We start from the raw sequence: 20,295 nt of genomic DNA, 5'->3' as shown, positions 1-20,295 counted from the left end.
TGTTTTATGTCCTCTAATCCTTCCTTAGTTGAAAAGAAATTGCTTCATTATACAGGTAAAGCCATCGCTGATTTTAACATGATTCAACGTGGTGATAGAGTAATGGTGTGCTTATCAGGCGGTAAGGACTCGTTTACTCTATTAACTATACTTAACCAGCTTAGAATCAAATCTGGAAACAAATTTGAAATTTTTGCCTTTACTCTGGATCAAGCTCAACCTGGCTGGGATGACACCAGTTTACGTCAATGGCTCACTGAAAAATCCATTCAGCATGAAATACTGACTCGCGACACCTACAGCATAGTTAAGGAAAAAGTTCCTGAAGGTAAAACCTATTGCTCTTTATGCTCAAGATTAAGACGCGGGATTATTTATAGATACGCAGAAGAACACCAGTTTAATAAAATTGCATTAGGGCATCATCGAGACGATCTGATTCGTACGTTAATGATGTCAATTTTATATAACGGCGACATACGCTCCATGCCACCCAAGTTACTAAGCGACAATAAAAAACACATCGTTATTCGCCCAATGTGCTATGTACAAGAAAAAGATATTATTGCTTTTGCAAAGGAGCAAGCTTTTCCAATCATTCCTTGCAACCTCTGCGGATCCCAGGAAAATCTGATGCGTAAAAAAGTTGCTTTATTAATTGATCAACTCGCAGCTGAAAATCCCAAAGTTCCTAGTAATATGCTCCATGCGCTGCAAAGTTTGAAGCCGAGCCAATTGATGGATCAAAATTTTTGGAATTTTAAAAATTTGGAAGAGAGTCTAGACACCTCACAGCCAATCCAGTACGACGAAATTTTTAATTCTCAGGAATTTGAGTCAGCGAATGAAGAAAATTGACTTATAAAAATTATCATCTAATATTTCTTTTCATTTTTGCAATATAATGAAATAATTAACATGCAAAATAAGTTTATTATTTTGACAAAAAGCCTTAAACATAAAGAAACAGGTTTATAAATTACCACACATTATATGAGGCTTAAGATATTAACTTGGTACTGACTCAAAATATAGGAACTTTAGATGATTGAAAGAAATATAGTTAATCTGCGTCTATTTCGTATCTACTCTAAACGTTATTTAAAATTTGATTTTGTTGCCGGAATCGTTGTATTCCTTGTGGCTATCCCTTTATGTTTAGGTATTGCCCTGGCTTCTGGTGCACCGCTTTTTTCCGGAATATTAAGTGGGATCATTGGCGGTATTATAGTTGGTATATTTAGTGGATCACAAGTCAGCGTAAGCGGTCCGGCTGCAGGTATGGCTGCGGTTGTATTAGCCGCAATTGCCCAACTTGGTGATTTTAATACTTTCTTATTGGCCCTTGGTCTGGCGGGTTTTTTACAAATTATCATAGGAGCATTGAGAGCTGGGTTTGTGGCAGACTACGTTCCTTCCAATGTGGTTCAAGGGTTACTTTGTGCTATAGGGATTTTGCTAATAATCAAGCAATTACCTCTCGCCTTCTCCCTCTCCGCAGACTTTGATGAACTTAAAACTCATTTATTGGAAACTACAGAAGGATTTACAGTCAGTCCTTTACTGGCTTTATCACATCACATCAATGAAGGCGCACTAATCATTACCACTGTTTCATTAGCCATTTTAATTTACTTTGATATTACAAAAAATAAAATACTAAAAGAAATTCCAGCACCAATCCTTGTCGTTATTGCTGGAATATTATTAAACGAACTTTTCATCTGGGCTAATTCCAGTTTGGTGCAAAACTCCCCCCAACTGGTTAATATTCCTGATACAAATGGATTATACCAGTTTCTTAGCCATCTTGAATATCCTAACTGGTCTGCATGGACTAATCCTAAAGTATATCTCTATGCGCTAATAATATGTATTGTAGCTTCTTTGGAAACACTTCTTAACCTAAAAGCATCAGAAAGACTAGATAAAAAAAGAAGGCATAGCTCAAGTAATCAGGAATTAATTGCGCAAGGTTTAGGTAACCTGACAGCAGGACTGGTGGGTGGAATCCCTGTTACTTCTGTCATAGTCAGAACTTCTATCAATATCCATGCTGGTTCAAAAACCAAATTTTCCGCCATACTTCATGGTTTTTTCATTCTGTTTGCCGTCATGTTAATACCCGGTGCTTTGAATAAAATTCCTTTATCTTCACTCGCAGCCATTTTAATTTACACAGGCTATAAATTAAATAAACCTGCCATTTATACTAATATTTTGTCACAAGGCAGCGACCGCTTTATTCCTTTTATAGTGACCGTGATCAGTATTATTGCCTTCAATCTTTTGGCTGGTATATTAATTGGTCTGACAATCAGCCTCTTTTATATATTAAAATCCAATAGTCAGGTTCGTATTGATATTATTAAAGAAGTTTACCCTAATGGAGAAACCTACCGTTTGTTTCTACCGCAACAGATGACTTTTCTTAATAAAGCAGCATTAGTTGCTGAGTTAGACTCAATACCCAAATATTCTCAATTGATTATCGATGCCCGTTATTCGCAATATATTGATAAAGAAATTCTGGAGCTATTGAACGAATTCAAAGAAGAACAAGCACCTAGTAACCAAATTGCTTTAAACTTCACTGGATTCAAAGAACATTACAACATTCATAATTACATTGATTTCATTACGGTTACAACCTATGACGTCCAATCCAATCTGACACCTGCTCAGGTATTAAATATTTTACTTGAAGGAAATCAACGTTTTCTAGGTGATAACCGTATTCATAGATCCAATAAAATTGATGTCCAATACACAGCAAAAACACAGCATCCCATTGCAGTCGTTTTAGCTTGTATCGATTCAAGAGTTCCAGTTGAAACAATTTTTGACGTGAGCTTTGGTGACATTTTTTGCATACGGATCGCTGGGAATGTGGTTAATGATGATATCCTGGCTAGTATAGAATACGCCTGCAATGTGGTTGGTACAAAATTAATTGTAGTTCTTGGTCATACCCGATGTGGTGCCATTCAATCCGCTTGCGATGGCATTGAAAAAGGCCATATTACTCAATTACTTTCCAAAATAAAACCTGCGGTCAATGCAGAAAAAGAAACCAAAACGGATCGTAATGGAAAAAACACAACTTTTGTCAATCATGTTACTGAATTAAACATTGCGAATACCTTGCAAAATATTTACAACAAAAGTGATATCATACGAACTATGATAGACAGTGATGAAATTGGCATAGTTGGTGCCACTTATGATGTAAACAGTGGTAAAGTGAGTTGTAAAACATTTGCTGATGAGTTGTCTGCTCTTGATGGAAAAGAAAGTAAGCTATTAGCCCAAAAATTTGCAAAAATTCTTCTGGAAGCTAAAATAAATTGAAGAATTTTATAGACTTGCTGTCAAGCATCTATAGAAACGAAATATCACGTATTACAGGAATAAAATAGGGAATACTGCTAAAATTAACCTTACCCAAGGATGGTGTTTTTCATGATCTTAGGAATAGCTTGATTTTTATAGAGTTACGATATGAAGGCTAAAATCATCACAGGTAAAAAAATTATTTTTTCACCATCAGTGGAAAAAGATCATTCCAAAGATTTGTCAGGATTTTTATCAGAAAGGTTTTATTCCGTAAACCAAAATCACAACCAAGCCATTATTATCGGTTCAAGCCTTGCTCATCAAGATCAAGATATGGAGCATGATACTATACTTGATAGTTCTGGAGTATTAATTACTACAGATAAGATTGGCGTTATTAATGGCGCAAGAATTGCGATTAGTGATGGTTTGGGTGGAGGAAATGGCGATCAACAAGAAGATGACAATATCCATAGAGTAGCCCATTCCAGTTGTGAAGCATTTTTGGATTACGACAACGATTTAGATACGACTCTCGATTTGATTAGCCAATCAACCTCTTCTACAAAAAAACATGACAGATGGAAGAAGGACAGCGCACATGCTTCTCTTGGGGCTTTTATCTATCAATATAATCAACGAGAAGGATATTCTGGTGAGTTTGCCAATATTGGTGATGGATTAATTATTGTTTTAGATAAACAATATAAAATAAAGCACATGATATCTGCACGTCATGTTTATCGAGGGTTTGGTATGTGGACTCCACCATCACTACAAACTCTGACATCGACTGCCAATAGAGATGACGTACTCATCAGAAAAACACTTGAACTGGCAGAAGGGGATATTATAGTCTCGATGACGGATGGAATTTGGGGGGAATTGCCCTCAAGTTTGATATCTCAAACACAAGATCAACGCAATATTGGGATTGATAAAAAACCATTTGAAGCGCTCTTTGAGGAATTGATGGATATGCCCTATCCCTCTTCATTCGATATCGCTCGGATCATCACAAGTCATGCCATGTCACAAAGCTTGGAACGCAGGAAAATATTAATAAAATTAATGAATGAAATAGAGCAACAACACTTTAAAGAAAAATCAATAAAAACCATTAGTGAGGTATTAGCCTATTTTATTAAGTCAGGTAATCCTGACATAGCAAAGACATTACGGGCTATTCTTTTTGAACAAGGCTTGAATGATGGGATAACTTATTTTGATAATGTTGAGATCCCACTGGATGTCGTGATGCAAGATTTAAAAAGTCGTACCGTCGGGGATTGTTCCACAATCAACGTCACTCGCATTCCTTATCATTTAGACGAGTTAATACGATGTTATATAACTTACCCAGAGAAAGGCCAGTCTCTGGCTCCGCAATTTAAAGCGAATGTTGGCTCTGAGACTGACTTGGAAGAAGCATTTCAGCGCTTATCACTCGAAATAAAACAAACGGAGGTTGACTGCAAACTTTCTGAAGCACATTTTGAAAAAGTGTTTAAAAAGGACACTCTTGATAAAGCTCAAGCTATCTTAATTCACTATTTTCGTATATCCACTCATTTAGATAGTATAAAGAGCTATCAGGAGCGGTTAACTTATTTAAGTACTTACCTGACAAAAGAAGTGTCTTTGGAAAAAAATGATATCCGCTTGTTACTAACTATGTTAGAGGGTGAGGTTAAACCTAAATCAGGTTTTTTTCAAACCTTGTTTGGGGAAAATCAAAACAAATTATACAATGCATTTCATAAACAGATTGAGTTACAATTTCCAGATGATGAAATAGATAATGAAAATACATTGAATTAGATAACGCTTCCCACCTGGTCAAAACCTAAAGAACTACCATTTTATTTTCAAGGATGAGCCCACAGACTCCTGAATTGAGGTTTTATTAATTTTCCTCGAAATGTCTTGATTTTTAATTAATAATTTTATGTCCTCATCAAAAAGTTTTTGGCTTTTATGGATTTGATCTTTTCCTTCTCCAGGAAGACTACTTAGCAACTCTGTGAGGTTACTATCATAGAGATCCTTTAATACTGATAAAACCTTATCATGCGCTTTGGCATCGTTTGATTTACCTTTAAAAAAGGATATTCCTACTTGTGGTGCATAACCTTTAGGGGCTCTGATGTCATTATTTTTGATTTGTACGTATAAATCATTAAGTTGCGCTATTGCAATTAAAGGATTTCCATCCAGTTTTTTCTCCAAAGCTTTTTTAAATTTAAAAGGATGATCTAAAATAAAATCGGCATCAGAATGTTTAAGGAATTTTGAGGGAGATGAGACATTAGTATGGGCACCCTCTTTCATCAATTTTACAGATAAATGATAATACTGCTTGGATAAAGCGATATCTAATATCGTTTTTCGATTACAATCTTTTGCATTTAAATCCACTTTTTCTTTTAAAAGAAAATCACTGAGCTCCATAAATCGAATTTCCTCTTGTTCTTTTGAATAGGGAAACGAACGTACGTCATGTAGTGCCTGGTGTAAGGAATTTCTTCCTTCGGAATTTTTTCTGTGAAGTAAAGTGCTGTCTTTTTTTATAATATCCATGATGATTGGCAAATCGCACCTTCTCATAGCACTATGCAAAATATTATTTCCAAATTTGTCTTCGAAATCGACCTTTGCTCCTTTTTCTAATAAGAGCTTTGCCATTTTCAAATCATTAACTACCACTGCATTATAAAGAGGGGTATTTCCATTGGCATTGGGTTTATTGACTAACTCGTCATCTTTAGCAGTGATGATATTAATCAGCGCTTCTCTGTATTCTGGCTTTGTATAAAAAACATAGTGTAAAGCAGAATTCCCACTAGTATCAGTCAAACGTGTATTAGCGCCTTTTTTCAATAAATAACTTACTAATTTTAAATTGCCGGAACTTGTAGATAACAATAATGGAGTGGCATTTTCTTTATTGAGTAGTGTATCGATATCCATGCCAGCATGCAAAAACTGTCTAACCAGACTGATGCTTCCCAATGAAACAGCGACTCTGAATACCTCTTTACTTGAAAGAATTTTTTCATTTTTAGCAATAATTTTGCCTAATGTCTCTTTATCCCTCCGTGCCAATATTAATTCGAAAATTTCATCGCTAATATCTGCACCAGAGTTTAATAGCTCATCAAAAATGTCTAATTTATGATTTTTATACGCCAGAGTTATAGCAGAGGAACCAGTGTTATCTGGTTCATTAATCTTAATCACATCGGTAGTGGTTAAGGCTGATACAATCTCGGGAGTTCCACTTTCAGCAGCATAATGGAATGCCGTTTTGCCATTATTGTCTTTAATATTCAATACATTGATGGCATCCTCCTGACTTAACACAGCCTTTAATATTTTCCCCATTATTTGCATATTTCCATATTCTGCAGCATAGTGAAGAGCCGTTTTCCCATCATAATCTTGAAGTGATAAATCAACTTTTTTGTCGATCAGTTCATCAATCATTGCCATATTGCCAGACATAACAGCCAAATGAATAGGCGCTTTACCAACATAAAGTGGTGGTGCCCCCTGCTCTATACGTTGATTAATCTGGGATTCTTTAATAGATATCAACGCGTTGATATCACTTGGATCGCTAAGATATATAGCGCCTCTATGCAGTGGGTATTGTTCATCTAACGTGGATAAGCATTTTTGTGTTTTCCGTTGAAGCTTTTCTGAATCTAAACCTGAGAAATCAATGCGTTGAACTTCCTCGTAAGATGGGCTATCTAACATCTCACGAAACTTGGTTTGCTCTTCTAAACTGGAATGATAGCCGTATAAAAAAATTGGGCTGTTTTTTTTACTTTTTTCAATAATCTCCACCGTATTAAAAATTGCTTCCTTAACTACCTCTACCAGCTCATCGGCGCTATATAAATCAAATACATTGGGTTCATAAAACGTTGCGGGTGGCAATCCTTGCTGCATTAAAAGAATATTTAATAAATTATTTACAAAAGTTCTGCCATTGGCGTCTTTAAAGGGATGTAATACCTCGTATAGTCGAATATGCTTAACGATAACTTTGAGTTTTTCATCAGTTGTCCTGGCCGTTTTAATTTCCTTATTATAGGATTGGGTAATTCTTTCCAGGTAGACATCAACATTTTTCCTTACTGCAAGATAGAAGTGGTTTGTATTGCTATGCCCATATTGAAACATATCTTCATATATTTGCTTAGCAAGTTCAGGTATTTTCTCTGGGGCCAGATTTTTAAAATAGTTATTATCAAAGCTTGGGCCAAACGGCCCAGGTTTGCCTATGCCAAATTCTGCCTCACCTTCTGTAAGGAACATAAAATTCAGAAATTCTTCAATACCCTTAATGGAAGCACGATTAGCAGGAATACCGAATGAAACAGGCTCATCTGTTCTAATTTCACCTGGACTTTTATCCTGTAACTCTTCTACCTTCTTCCCGCACTTTTTATGTATTTCCTTTATTAAATCAACACTTAATTCAAATTCACTCTCTTCCTGATCAACTTGCAAAGCGGTCGAGCATAAACTCTCTAAAGCGGCACTAAGAGAACCCGGCTCTCGCGATTCATAACCTTGCCAACCTTTTTCTTTTGACCAGAAGCGTCCATCAACGAATAATCTCCATATTTCTTCGCGTGGATAAGCTTTTAGAAAAAATAAACCAGGCAAATTTGGCATCACAATTTCCAAGATGAGCGCAAGCTTATCTATAATTGTAGGTCAAAAATAATTAATACGTAGTTTTATCGGTCGAAGAATAAAACAGTTGATAATTTTCTCAATTGAGCTTTTTAAATGCTACGCATTTTAGGGGATAGCATTTCGTTTAGCGATATAAAAGCCATCTCCATGTTTTTTATATCGATCTCACATTAATTACTAAAATATGTGTTGTAGATATTTAAATAGGATCCGTCTTCTTCCATTTTTAATAGAGCGCTATTGATTTTTTTGATTAAAGGGGCGTTTTTTTTAAGTGCTATTATCCCGTATCCATTTCCGAGAGGAATTTTGTCACCTACTAATTTTAATTCAGCCGGAGTATTATATGCAACGTATTTAGCGACTCTATCAGTTAGAATAACGGCATCAATTTCCTCATTGGTCAGTGCATTAGCCATATCCATTACGGAAGTAAATTCTATTAACACAAATAAATTGTGATAGCTTGCTTCTATTAACGCCTCGTACAAAGTGTACTTCATTACACCTACTTTTTTACCTTTCAGGTCACTAATTGCCTGTATATCACTATGTGCCTTAGTAGTTATAAACTGAGCTCTGCTCTCCAAATAGGGGAGGCTAAAAATATGATTCCCATTAGAAGTTGATGCGATTGGAGCGGGAACAAGAATAAGATCAATATTTCCATTATCGAGATTGGAATATAACTCTCCAATATCCATACCACGGTATTCACATGGCGTACGAATTTGTTTGCAAATAATATTCATCAAATCAACATAGAATCCATAAAAATATTTTCCTCCGCTAGACGATGAGACAAAAGGAGGAGCATATTCTGGTATACCTATGAGGATTGGTTTAGCATAGGTACAAACATGACAAACAAACAAAATAAAGAGCACAAACCGTTTCATGTATTCAGTCCTTTGGATCTACTTAAAATCTAGGTAGTGCAATTTTATTTGTCAAGTTGACTATAAGTTATTCTAATTTTCTCTTTTCTAATGAAATTACTGGTTAATTTAGTGGTATTTCCTAACCATTTGAATTGCTTGAATACATCTATTTCAAACAGCACTACTTCTTTTACCAACTTTAAAATAAGCAGATATTGAGATTCAATACATTACTGCATCTAAAATATCGCAAATTCAATAATGATAAGTATATAATATTCGACTTATTATTTAGACGAATCCAGGAAAAGAAATGCGCGCATCCCAATGGTTTTTAGCAACTCAAAAAGAAACTCCCAATGACGCTGAAATAGCATCTCATCAATTAATGATAAGATCAGGAATGATTCGTAAACTTGGCTCAGGACTTTATACATGGATGCCCCTTGGACTTAGAGTACTGCGCAAGGTCGAAACCATTGTTCGTGAAGAAATGAATAAAACCCATGCAATGGAACTGCTTATGCCAGCAGTACAACCTTCTGAATTATGGCAGGAAACAGCACGATGGGAATCTTTTGGTGGCCAGTTGCTGAAAATGAAAGACAGCAATGAAAGAGAATATTGCTTTGGACCAACCCATGAAGAAGTCATCACGGATATCATGCGCAATGAGCTACAGTCCTATAAACAATTGCCACTCAATTTTTATCAAATCCAAACCAAATTTCGTGATGAAATAAGACCACGATTTGGGGTAATGCGTGCTCGGGAATTTATCATGAAAGATGCTTACTCCTTCCATCTCAGCCTTGAAAGTTTGCAAGCAACTTATCATGATATGTATCAAGCTTACTGCAAAATTTTTGATAGAATGGGGCTTAAATATCGAGCAGTTGAAGCCGACACTGGAGCAATAGGTGGTTCCGCTTCCCACGAATTCCAAGTATTAGCTGATTCCGGAGAGGATCTGATTTTTTATAGCGACGCCAGCGATTATGCCGCAAATATTGAGCAAGCTACCAGTTTAAGACCACCCAAAGCTAATGAACCAGGTAGTGAAACTATAAAGCTAGTAGATACTCCAAATCAAAAAACAATTAATGAAGTAGCGCAATTTCTGGGTATTGCTACCAATCAAACGATCAAAACTTTGATCGTAAAAGGCAAAGAACATCCTATGGTCGCTTTAGTTTTAAGAGGAGACGATGAACTCAACGAAGTCAAAGCGACAAAGCATCCTTTGGTCCACTCCCCTCTATTGTTTATCGATGAAGAACAGATTTTAAAATCTCTGAAAACTCCATTAGGGTCAATAGGACCAATTGAGTTAAACATTCCCGTTATTGCTGATCATCATGCCTTGGCCATGCCTTCTTTTGTCTGTGGTGCCAATCAAGCAGATAAGCACTATATCCATGCCTCATGGAACAGGGACGCTAAATACGATGAGTCCTATGATTTGCGTAACGTGAAAGAAGGTGATCCCAGTCCGGATGGTAAAGGAATGCTTCATTCCTGCCGCGGAATAGAAGTAGGACATGTTTTTCAATTAGGTGATAAATACGCTAAAGCTATGAATGCTTCTGTTATAAATGAACAAGGTCAATTGCAGACATTGATTATGGGCTGTTATGGACTAGGTATTACGCGTGTGGTTGCTGCTGCTATTGAACAACACCATGACGAGCACGGAATCATCTGGCCACAAGCATTAGCCCCTTTTCAAGTCAACATCATTCCGATTAATGGAACAAGATCTGAACTGGTTAAAGAGAAAGCGGAAACACTATATCAGCAACTTAGCTCTCAAGGCATCGATGTACTAATTGATGATCGTAACGAAAGAGCGGGAGTATTATTTGCTGATAATGATTTAATAGGAATTCCACACAGATTGGTTGTGAGTGAAAGAAATCTTGAGCAAAGCTGCGTTGAGTATAAAGCACGAACTTCAAATGAAACACAGCTGATAAATCTGGATAAGGTAATTCAATTTATCGTGGATTTAGTGAATAAATAATAAAAGAGCTCTAATATGAGCTCTTTTATTAAGCTCTAAGAGAAGATTGTTTTAAAAATTCGTCAAGGCTTTCAGATTCATCCTCATCACTGGATGAAAACGTAATGTCTTCAGACTCTATTTGCTCTTCCATAACCTCTTTTCCTGGATGCAGTGCTTTATAGTTTTTTAAATCTGCTTCAAAAGCATACAGTTCATTAAGATTTCCAAATCGTTTGACACTCACGCCCGTCTTATTTTCTTCTTCAAGAATCTTGTCAGATAAAAACTCAATTTGTTCACTGGTTGAGTCTATTTGTTGCGCTACCTCTCTCTGCACCAGAGCCAATTCGTTAATCAAATCATCATATCGCATGGTTATTTCTTGAGTTAAAAATTGTTGCAAAGACCCATCTGATCGTCCTTGTAATTCAGCAAATTGATAACGCCAGTCTTCATCAGTCTCTACTACCCTAAAAGGAGTGGTGATAAAATCGATCACCGCACCCAAAGAAAACCATGATTTGGGTTGCTCAACATTGATCTTATGAATTTTATTATATAACTCAGTAAGCTCTGTCTTTAATTGCACATTCTTTATCTGATTGATTTGCTCCATAGTCATAGTACTACTATCCATAGCTTTAATTCTATTTCTATCAAGAAAATGATTTTGTATTTCTTCAGGAAACCTGCTGAGATCTTCAGGTAATCGACCATGAGCAAACTCTTTTAATACTAAAATCTCCTTGACCCTACTTTGGTACTGTTCGGGAAATAATTCTGGTTGTGGTTGAACCTTCACTCCTGGCTTCAGCAAAGGTAACTGCTCTGTTTGGCATTTATTTAAATTCAACAATTGCAATTTACTTTGATCCAGCGAAACCCTTAGTTTCTGAAGTGCGTTTGTTAATTCCGGCAATCGTGATTGATATTGAGTAAAGTCATCAAATAAAGGTATTGTTCCTGTTCCTTCAATGATTAGATCCAAATAATCATTAAAGCCAGTATGCTCCATTTTTACTGTCACACCATCTACATGATACCCATCTACTCCCTCCAAATCTTTTTTAATTTTTTGAGCTTTAAAATCAAAATATTTTGATTCACTCAGTAACTCTTGATGTTGTTCCTGAAAGTTATTCCAAATGGTGCGAATGGTTCCCCTTATTTGAACTAAGGGTTGACGTAATAAAGAAGATGAAATTGACAATTCGTTTATTTTTTTATTAAGTACATAATACATTTCATTAAATGCATAAACATTATTATTTTCATTCTGTATTTGCTGAAGTTGTTGCTTGATAGATTGCCATTCCGAATGACTATTCAAAATTTTACTATTATTCTTTTCTAATTCTTTTAAAAAGGAGTTAAATTTTTCTTGTAATAAATGATATTGCGCTTCTTCTTTACATTCCTGAATAAAATCAGCATCCAAGGTTTCTTCACCGCAACCAATGACCGTTAAACCATCTATTGTATTTAATGTTTGATTGATCAAATCACGTGTATTTTTATGGCCAAATGAAAATATCCAAACGTCCTCTAACTGGGTTTGATGTTTAGATAGCACTCTATATAATTTCTTCAGTGCCGCTTGCTGAGAGTAAGAATCACTTGCTTGTTTTAATTCATGCACCACAGCTAATATCTCATTCGCTGCTGTTTTGACAGCTGATCGCTCAATCCAATACCAAAACCCTCTATTTTCAGGCTTAGCCCAGGCTAGTGTGTTTTCAAGATTATGAATGATTTCTGTTGCTGCGTTATCCAGATAAGTTTCTTTTAAAATGTTCAACTCTTTATTTTCTTCGAGTCCTGCAAGTTTATACACCCTTAATATATCGCTAATAATCGGCTGCATACGGAATTTTTCAGCAAATTTATTCTTATTTAACCATCTGTTTTTGTAGTCAATTAATACCAATTCAAGACTAATTAAATTATCAGCATTATTAACTCTGTCTATTAGAGATCTTTTTACACTTGTTGATAAAGAACAATTGTTAATAACCTTACTAATGTCTCTGGCAAATCGTTTCAGTTGGCTATTCACAAAAGGTAAACGGTATGGTTCCAAATCACCATCATAATAGCGCAGCATGGCACCATTAACGTCTAATGCAGACTCCAGGTAACGATGACTTCGTTTCTTTTCTTGAGCAATTTCCTTTTTATTCTGGCGAGTTGTCAATTTATCCCATTTTATTTGCTCTTTTAACTCAACACATTCCAAATGCCGGCACCGTTCAGCATTAACAGAACCTTCGGGTAATCTGTTTTCTGTTTTTGCTTTTAACTGGATTCGACTCTTACTCCAGATGGTTGCAACTGATTTTTCATATTCTTGTAATGCCAATTCCAGTTCTTTTGTTTGTAAGCGATGATAAGCATCCCTGCGAACATAAGGATTAAGATACGTTTTTTTAAGATCAGAATCTTCCAGACATTTTCTCCATTGTTCCCTTAATGAGGTAATCAGATCTTCTCTTTGTACAAATAATTCATTATCCAACTGTCTCCATTCTGATTTAGGATAAATGAGGTGTAAGAAGGCCTGCCATTCTTCAAATTGCCTCAATACTACTTGTTGGATACTGGAAACGGACTGCTTGAAATATCTTTCAATCGCAGCTTCTTCACTTCTTCTGTACTGAATTTTCTCCAAAAACAGAAGAATATTTTGTTTATCCTCTTTCGTCTGAAAAACCCAAGAACGTGATTTGACAGGATCTTCTTCATAAACAGCGACGTATTGTCCTGGTTTACCATTTCTTGATACACGATTCAAAATCTTTTTGGTCATGCCAGGTGTGTCTAAATAAGATTGTATTGTTAAAAACCCCTTGGGATGCTTAGTATCAAAATCTGTCACATAACCTAATATTGAAGAAGAAGTCGTAATGGTGATGGTATTGGCATTGCCCGACTGTTCTTTAATCCATTCCTGTCTTTTTTCTTCTGACTCTGCGCCCGTTAAAACTCTTATTTTGTATTTTTTTCCGTCTTTATTTAATTGTAATTTCAATGCATTATATAATTCAGTAACCTGGTTGGCATCTTTTGCAATTAAAACTATTGGCTGTCCAGGCTCAGCATTAATGATGCGATTCTTAATTACATTGATACGCTCAAGAAGATTTGGTACTTCATGCGTATCTAATGCCTCATATAAATTCTTTTTATAAGGCAAAATACGATAGGCCACATCCATTTCAAATTTTCCACGCTGTCCAGGCAATTGGTGTGCTCCCGGGCTCTCCTCAACTCTTACGATACGCCCATGTTCCTTGTAAAAATCAAAATTCGAAGAAAAATTAAATAAAGTTCTATCATCCAGAGTGGCAAAATCACAGCCATGAAGAATAAGATGGCTGGAAACAGGTCGACCGTATCGATCAACTGACAGTTTCTCATCTTCTATATTGGCGTGAGAACAATACGAAACCAAATTAGGAATTGTAGAATAATTGATACCGCCAACTTGATAAGAACCTGCTATAGAATTAGATTCTATAGCAGCAGAAGGAATACCCAGATAAATAAAGAAATCTCTTACTCCCTTTTCTTGATAATCCTGAATCAATAATTCGTTGTTAGCAGTGCACACATCAACTGTTCCACCGTTCGCCAATACCCACTGCATAGCAGCAAGAATTGCAGTAGGGGTCCTCTTACCTTCTTTGGAATTCATTTCCATTAATAAATTATGTTCTTGATGATACAAGGAAAGTAAAACAGAAATAATTTGCGTAGTATTAATAAATAAACCCGTGCTACGAAAATACTGCTCGCGCATCACTGCCAACAGATTTAATTGAGCTCGTAATTTATCCTGTTTACTAATATTTGGTCTTCTAATCTCTGTAATTAATAAATCAGACAACTCCCGTAACTTACTCCTGCCTAGATCGGTTAAGTTTGTATACGTTTTGTCACCTACTTTTAAAGGATAATTCTTACCTATTGCATTGATATAAACGACTTGTTGAGCCAATTTATATTGTTCTTTACTTGATAAACTGGCTCCATCAATTATGCTTTGAATCGCTGCAATTACCTTTCGAATTTGGCCTGTTTCAAACTGATCCTTAAGAATTTGTTCACTGGATTTAACTAAAATACCCTCTTTATTAAATTTTGGCTCTCTTGCGCCTTTCGGGTCTGCATCAAAAGAATCAATATAGGCTTTCAAATTTCTTGAATCTTTATGCAACTCCTCAACAAAAACATCCAGAGCTGGGTAAGGAGGGTAGCGAAACAAAGTAGCAATATCCTTCAATATAACGCTATGGAATTCAAGACCAGATTGAACATCGAGTAATAATCTTATGTTTTTAGACTCTGCGTTTTCACCCAGTATTACGAGTATTTTCATCCATTGCTTTAAAGTTTCATCATCAGTTTTTTGCAATTTATCAATAAGACTACAATATCTCATCAATTCTGATTTGGTACCATTACTGCATGTTTTCATGAGTAATGTTAGCAAATGAACTATCTCAGGCGATGTTTTCATTTTGGATTGTATAACAGCTGTTGTCACTTCAACGACTCTTATAAGCAACTCATCTTCAACATCCGTACCAGCCTTTTCCACAACATCAATCGCTGCATTAAACAAGGCTTCAGACTTGTCTTTATCCACTCCATCCAGTGTTTTAAACCCTATTAATTCTTTTACAGGAAATACAGTCAGATTATTAAAAGCTACTGATATTCTTTCAGGAAAAATCAATCGTTCTTTAGAATGCTCAGAAAAACTACTTCTCTTGTTGAATAAATAAATATTATTTAGGAGTTGCTCTAGTTTTTTCTGCTCGGTATTTAAATTCTCAGGCATTAAACGTAAATCATATAAGCGACCAGCATTTGGTCTTAAAAGGAATTGAACCAGCTCCTTAGCACTTTCAGATTCATAAACATCATAGCTTATTAATAAGTTAACCTCTTTAGAATTAGACTCAACTTGTTCATAACTCCTTGCTAAATAATCAATAAATTCCTTAGCGTTATTAAAAACCAATTGTTCTAATATGATTTTCATGTACTGAATTCCCAGAAAACGATAGGGTAAGCCTATCAGATATAAAATGGACAAAATATAGCATATAAATGCTTAAGAGAACCTGAAATATTATTCGATGTCCAATACAGCATTTAATAGCTGTTTGGTATAGGGATGTTCCGGTTGCTTAAGTATCGTATTGCACGCTCCATACTCTACAGCCAAGCCGTCCTTCATAACTAACACATCATCAGCGATGTAAGACACAACCCCCATGTTATGGGTTATAAACAAATAGGAAATACCTCTTTGTTGCTGTAATTCTTTTAATAAATTAAGAATTTGTGCCTGAACTGACACATCCAATGCGCTCGTTGGTTCATCACAGATTAAAATATCAGGCTCTGTTGCCAAAGCCCTTGCAATGCATATCCTTTGTCTTTGTCCGCCAGAAAACTGATGTGGATATCGATGCAAACTAGTACTTGGTAAATTAACTTGCTCAATAAGAGATTTTTGTTGCATCCTAATGTAGGAAGACTTCATCCCCTGCGCATGCATTCCTTCAGCTATTATCTCTCCAACAGTCATACGTGGGTTCATAGAAGAAAAAGGATCTTGAAAAATAATTTGGACTTTTTTTCTGTATCTTCTTAAGGCACCACCTTTAAGTGATAAAACATCCTGATCGTTGTAACTTATTTTTCCCCCTGCCACTGGCAATAACCTTAATAAAACGCGACTTGCTGTTGTCTTCCCACAACCTGATTCTCCAACTAATGCTAAAGTTTTACCCTTCGACAGAGTAAAAGATAAACCATCTACTGCCTTAAAAATTATTTTATTTCGATTTAGAAACTTTTTTTTATGTATAAAATGAACTGACAAGTCTTCCACTTTAAATACCACCTCTGACTTTTCATCGGAAAGAGCCCAAATAATTTTATTTCTATCCAGTAATGGCAGCTCTTTAATATCAGGGTACAAGTGACATCTTAAGAGACGATTATCAATTTCTTGTAATTGAGGTTCTTCATGATGACATCGCTCAAAAGCGTAAATACAGCGGGTGTGAAAACGACAGCCTGATGGCATAGATTCTAAAGAAGGTACTGTGCCTGCAATAACAGATAATTTTTCATCTCTTTTAGCGAAAGAAGGTAAGGACGCCAAAAGTTGTTGAACATAGGGATGACCGATTTTTGAAAAAAAATCCTTTACGGAGGCTTGTTCTACAACCTGCCCGGCATACATCACACAAATTCTATCCGCCATGGCCTTAGCCACGCCTAAATCATGAGTGATCAATAGCAAACTCATACGATGTATTGTTTGTATTTTTTTTAATAAGGCTAATATTTGGGCTTGGATAGTAACATCCAATGCAGTAGTTGGCTCATCAGCAATAAGTATATCCGGATTACAAGCCAAAGCTATAGCGATAACTACTCTCTGTTTCTGACCACCAGATAATTGGTGTGGGTATTGATGAATCCTCATTTGAGGCTGAGGCATTTCCACCTCATTTAATAGTGAGATCACTCTTTCTTTTATTTCATCATTTGTTAATGACTGATGCCTTTTTAAAACTTCTGCTATCTGCTCACCAATTGTTAATACAGGATTTAAAGCAGTCATTGGCTCTTGAAAAATCATAGCAAGCCTACGTCCCCGTAACTGCCTCATCATTTTTTCTGGTAGATTTAAAATATCCACTCCATGAATATTAATTTGGCTATCAATCCCATATACTCCGGCTTGAGGTAATAACCTCATCATAGCCAACGAAGTTAATGACTTCCCACAGCCTGATTCTCCCAATAAAACAAGAGTCTCACCTGGCTTTAAATAAAAACTCAATTTATCCAAAGCAGGGATTATTTTATTGGGGCTTTGAAATGCAACAGATAATTGATTGATTTCAGCAGTATTTTGCATAGTTTATTATCACAATAATAATATCTACACTCTAGCAAGAGTAAGGTTGTTATAGCAAACAAATATTTATGGTAAAATACCTTTGATTAATTTCAAAATTCTAAAATAAATGATTGAATTCATGTGTTCTATGGATGTTCGCTCCCTTACGGTCGCGGCTCGGATTATAGTTCAAACCGAGCCGCGACCATGAGGGAGCGGATAGGATTATAAGTTCAAAACCGAGCCGCGACCATGAGGGAGCGGATAGGATTATAAGTTCAAAACCGAGCCGCGACCATGAGGGAGCGGATAGGATTATAAGTTCAAACCGAGCCGCGACCATGAGGGAGCGGGTAGGATGGATAGCTAAACCTTGTTCAAATTGATAGATAGATATATGAGTGAATACCCATGTCAGAAAACTACACTGCCGAAGCGATTGAAGTCTTAAGTGGCCTTGAGCCTGTTCAACGACGTCCCGGTATGTATACCGACACGACTCGTCCAAATCATCTGGCTCAGGAAGTCATTGATAACAGCGTGGATGAAGTGCTCGCCAGCTTTGCCAGCCGTATTATTGTTACCCTACACGAAGATGGTTCCATTGAAGTCGAAGACGATGGTCGTGGCATGCCTGTCGATTTGCATCCTCAACTCAGTTTAAGTGGTGTTGAGGTCATTATGACCAGACTTCATGCTGGAGGTAAATTTTCAGATAAAAATTACAGTTTTTCTGGAGGTTTGCACGGTGTTGGTGTATCAGTAGTCAATGCCTTATCAGAACGCCTGGATGTGACCATCAAGCGCAATGGAATTATATATCAAATGACCTTTGCCAATGGCGAAAAATTATGTGAATTGAATGAGACTGGAATTACAAAAAAAAGAGACACAGGCACTATCATACGTTTCTGGCCCAATAGCAAATACTTTGATACAACACGAATCTCCGTAAAGCATCTTACTCACGTATTAAGAGCAAAAGCAGTATTGTGTAGTGGTCTGTCCATGACCTTTATTAATAAAGCCACCAATGAAGAAATGCATTGGTGTTATGAACAGGGTTTAACGGATTATCTAAGCCAAACCTTACCTGCTGATTACTTACCTGAAGAACCTTTTTCTGGCGAATTCAAAAGTGATGAAGCAACAGTTGACTGGGCTCTAGTTTGGTCAGATTCTGCCAATAGCAACTTGAATGAAAGTTATGTGAATTTGATCCCAACAATACAAGGAGGTACCCATGTCAATGGATTACGTTCCGGATTATTTGAGGCTATGTCTGAATTTTGTGAGTTAAGAAACTTGCTTCCTCGTGGCGTAAAATTAACGGCCGATGATCTTTGGGAAACATGTCAATACGTTCTATCAGTCAAAATGAAAGAACCACAATTTGCTGGACAAACCAAAGAACGATTAAGTTCACGTCAAACCTCAGGATTAGTTAGTAATGTCATTAAAGACGCTTTTGCTCTTTGGTTAAATCAGCATCGTAATCAAGGCGAAGCCATTGCCGCCTTAGCTATAGAACGAGCCCAAAAACGCTTAAAGCAAGCCAAGCAAGTTGCTCGTAAACGAATCAATCAAGGTCCAGCTTTACCTGGGAAATTAGCCGATTGTTTACAAACTGACTTAAATCAGGCAGAGCTGTTTCTCGTGGAAGGAGATTCTGCTGGTGGTTCGGCTAAACAAGCCCGCAATAAAGACTATCAAGCTATTTTACCTTTACGCGGAAAAATACTTAACTCTTGGGACGTGGATTCCTCTCAAGTCCTTGCTTCTCAGGAAATTCATGATATTTCTGTTGCCATAGGCGTTGACCCAGGCTCTGGAGATCTTAGCGGTCTTCGTTATGGAAAAATCTGTATTCTAGCCGATGCAGACTCAGATGGAGCCCATATTGCCACTTTGATATGCGCTTTGTTTTTACGGCATTTCAAACCTTTGGTAAAAGCAGGCCATGTTTTTGTAGCCATGCCCCCACTTTATCGAATAGATGCAGGAAAACTTGTTCACTATGCCCTGGATGATGAGGAAAAAAACAGAATTGTTCAACATCTTACTCAAACCACAAAATCAAAAGTGAATGTTCAACGATTCAAAGGATTAGGTGAAATGAATCCTATTCAACTTAGAGAAACGACTATGGATCCCAATACACGACGTTTGGTGCAACTTACTCTTGACGATGAAGACCAAACAGAAGCAATTATGGATATGATGCTTAACAAAAAACGGGCTTCAGACCGAAAGATTTGGCTAGAAACAAAGGGAAATCTCGCTGAAATTTAAACAGATTTCTTCACCAAATTATCAAACTCATTTGTCGCAATCGCTAATACAATGAATTAAAGTAAATTTTTTCTATATTTTGGCGTAGCAATCTACGCCAAAGTGGAATTAAAAATTATTCTATTTTTTGATATCGAACC

9 protein-coding genes are annotated in these 20,295 nt (G+C 36.4%); 5 read left to right on the top strand and 4 right to left on the bottom strand.

Going from position 1 to position 20,295, the window contains the following annotated elements:
- Positions 1 to 6: 6 nt before the first annotated feature.
- The 3 genes from ttcA to ACZ5EK_RS03645 all read left to right on the top strand — a co-directional run bounded on the left by ttcA (position 7) and on the right by ACZ5EK_RS03645 (position 5,157).
- Entirely contained in the window at positions 7 to 858 is an 852-nt protein-coding gene (gene ttcA / locus ACZ5EK_RS03655; protein ID WP_464431451.1) for a tRNA 2-thiocytidine(32) synthetase TtcA, read from the top strand.
- Between the two features lie 186 nt (positions 859 to 1,044).
- Positions 1,045 to 3,351: a bifunctional SulP family inorganic anion transporter/carbonic anhydrase gene (locus tag ACZ5EK_RS03650; RefSeq protein WP_464431450.1), complete on the top strand. Its 2,307-nt coding sequence runs from the start codon at positions 1,045 to 1,047 to the stop codon at positions 3,349 to 3,351.
- Positions 3,352 to 3,501: 150 nt separating this feature from the next.
- Complete coding sequence (locus tag ACZ5EK_RS03645) at positions 3,502 to 5,157, top strand: phosphocholine hydrolase Lem3 (protein ID WP_464431449.1); 1,656 nt, start codon at positions 3,502 to 3,504, stop codon at positions 5,155 to 5,157.
- A 33-nt stretch (positions 5,158 to 5,190) separates the two neighbouring features.
- On the opposite strand, the gene ankX is transcribed toward ACZ5EK_RS03645, so the two are convergent.
- Together ankX and ACZ5EK_RS03635 are read right to left on the bottom strand one after the other, a co-directional pair.
- On the bottom strand, positions 5,191 to 8,025 hold the full coding sequence (ankX, locus tag ACZ5EK_RS03640) for a Dot/Icm T4SS effector AnkN/AnkX/LegA8 (protein WP_464431448.1): 2,835 nt from the start codon (positions 8,023 to 8,025) through the stop codon (positions 5,191 to 5,193).
- A 194-nt stretch (positions 8,026 to 8,219) separates the two neighbouring features.
- Positions 8,220 to 8,948, bottom strand: a complete 729-nt coding sequence (locus tag ACZ5EK_RS03635) for a transporter substrate-binding domain-containing protein (protein WP_464431447.1) — start codon at positions 8,946 to 8,948, stop codon at positions 8,220 to 8,222.
- A 295-nt stretch (positions 8,949 to 9,243) separates the two neighbouring features.
- Here ACZ5EK_RS03635 and ACZ5EK_RS03630 point away from each other — a divergent pair, with 295 nt between their 5' ends.
- On the top strand, positions 9,244 to 10,953 hold the full coding sequence (locus ACZ5EK_RS03630) for a proline--tRNA ligase (RefSeq protein WP_464431446.1): 1,710 nt from the start codon (positions 9,244 to 9,246) through the stop codon (positions 10,951 to 10,953).
- 28 nt (positions 10,954 to 10,981) lie between these two features.
- Here ACZ5EK_RS03630 and ACZ5EK_RS03625 read toward each other — a convergent pair whose 3' ends face one another.
- Both ACZ5EK_RS03625 and ACZ5EK_RS03620 read right to left on the bottom strand, forming a co-directional pair.
- Positions 10,982 to 15,982, bottom strand: coding sequence for a hypothetical protein (locus ACZ5EK_RS03625; protein ID WP_464431445.1), 5,001 nt, complete (start codon positions 15,980 to 15,982; stop codon positions 10,982 to 10,984).
- 90 nt (positions 15,983 to 16,072) lie between these two features.
- On the bottom strand, positions 16,073 to 17,881 hold the full coding sequence (locus ACZ5EK_RS03620) for an ABC transporter ATP-binding protein (RefSeq protein WP_464431443.1): 1,809 nt from the start codon (positions 17,879 to 17,881) through the stop codon (positions 16,073 to 16,075).
- A 393-nt stretch (positions 17,882 to 18,274) separates the two neighbouring features.
- On the opposite strand from ACZ5EK_RS03620, the gene parE reads away from it, so the two are divergent.
- Entirely contained in the window at positions 18,275 to 20,155 is a 1,881-nt protein-coding gene (parE, locus tag ACZ5EK_RS03615) for a DNA topoisomerase IV subunit B (protein ID WP_464431442.1), read from the top strand.
- Positions 20,156 to 20,295: the final 140 nt, after the last annotated feature.

It is taken from the genome of Legionella sp. JM-2024, from assembly GCF_055389095.1.
The sequence above is the reverse complement of the archived record's forward strand: the minus strand, read 5'-3'. Positions and strand labels throughout refer to the sequence as shown.

What these genes read in the sequence shown, in the direction of transcription:
- ttcA (WP_464431451.1), top strand. Translation starts at nt 7, where the DNA reads ATGTCCTCTAATCCTTCCTTAGTTGAAAAGAAATTGCTTCATTATACA.
- ACZ5EK_RS03650 (WP_464431450.1), top strand. Translation starts at nt 1,045, where the DNA reads ATGATTGAAAGAAATATAGTTAATCTGCGTCTATTTCGTATCTACTCT.
- ACZ5EK_RS03645 (WP_464431449.1), top strand. Translation starts at nt 3,502, where the DNA reads ATGAAGGCTAAAATCATCACAGGTAAAAAAATTATTTTTTCACCATCA.
- ankX (WP_464431448.1), bottom strand. Translation starts at nt 8,025, where the DNA reads ATGCCAAATTTGCCTGGTTTATTTTTTCTAAAAGCTTATCCACGCGAA.
- ACZ5EK_RS03635 (WP_464431447.1), bottom strand. Translation starts at nt 8,948, where the DNA reads ATGAAACGGTTTGTGCTCTTTATTTTGTTTGTTTGTCATGTTTGTACC.
- ACZ5EK_RS03630 (WP_464431446.1), top strand. Translation starts at nt 9,244, where the DNA reads ATGCGCGCATCCCAATGGTTTTTAGCAACTCAAAAAGAAACTCCCAAT.
- ACZ5EK_RS03625 (WP_464431445.1), bottom strand. Translation starts at nt 15,982, where the DNA reads ATGAAAATCATATTAGAACAATTGGTTTTTAATAACGCTAAGGAATTT.
- ACZ5EK_RS03620 (WP_464431443.1), bottom strand. Translation starts at nt 17,881, where the DNA reads ATGCAAAATACTGCTGAAATCAATCAATTATCTGTTGCATTTCAAAGC.
- parE (WP_464431442.1), top strand. Translation starts at nt 18,275, where the DNA reads ATGTCAGAAAACTACACTGCCGAAGCGATTGAAGTCTTAAGTGGCCTT.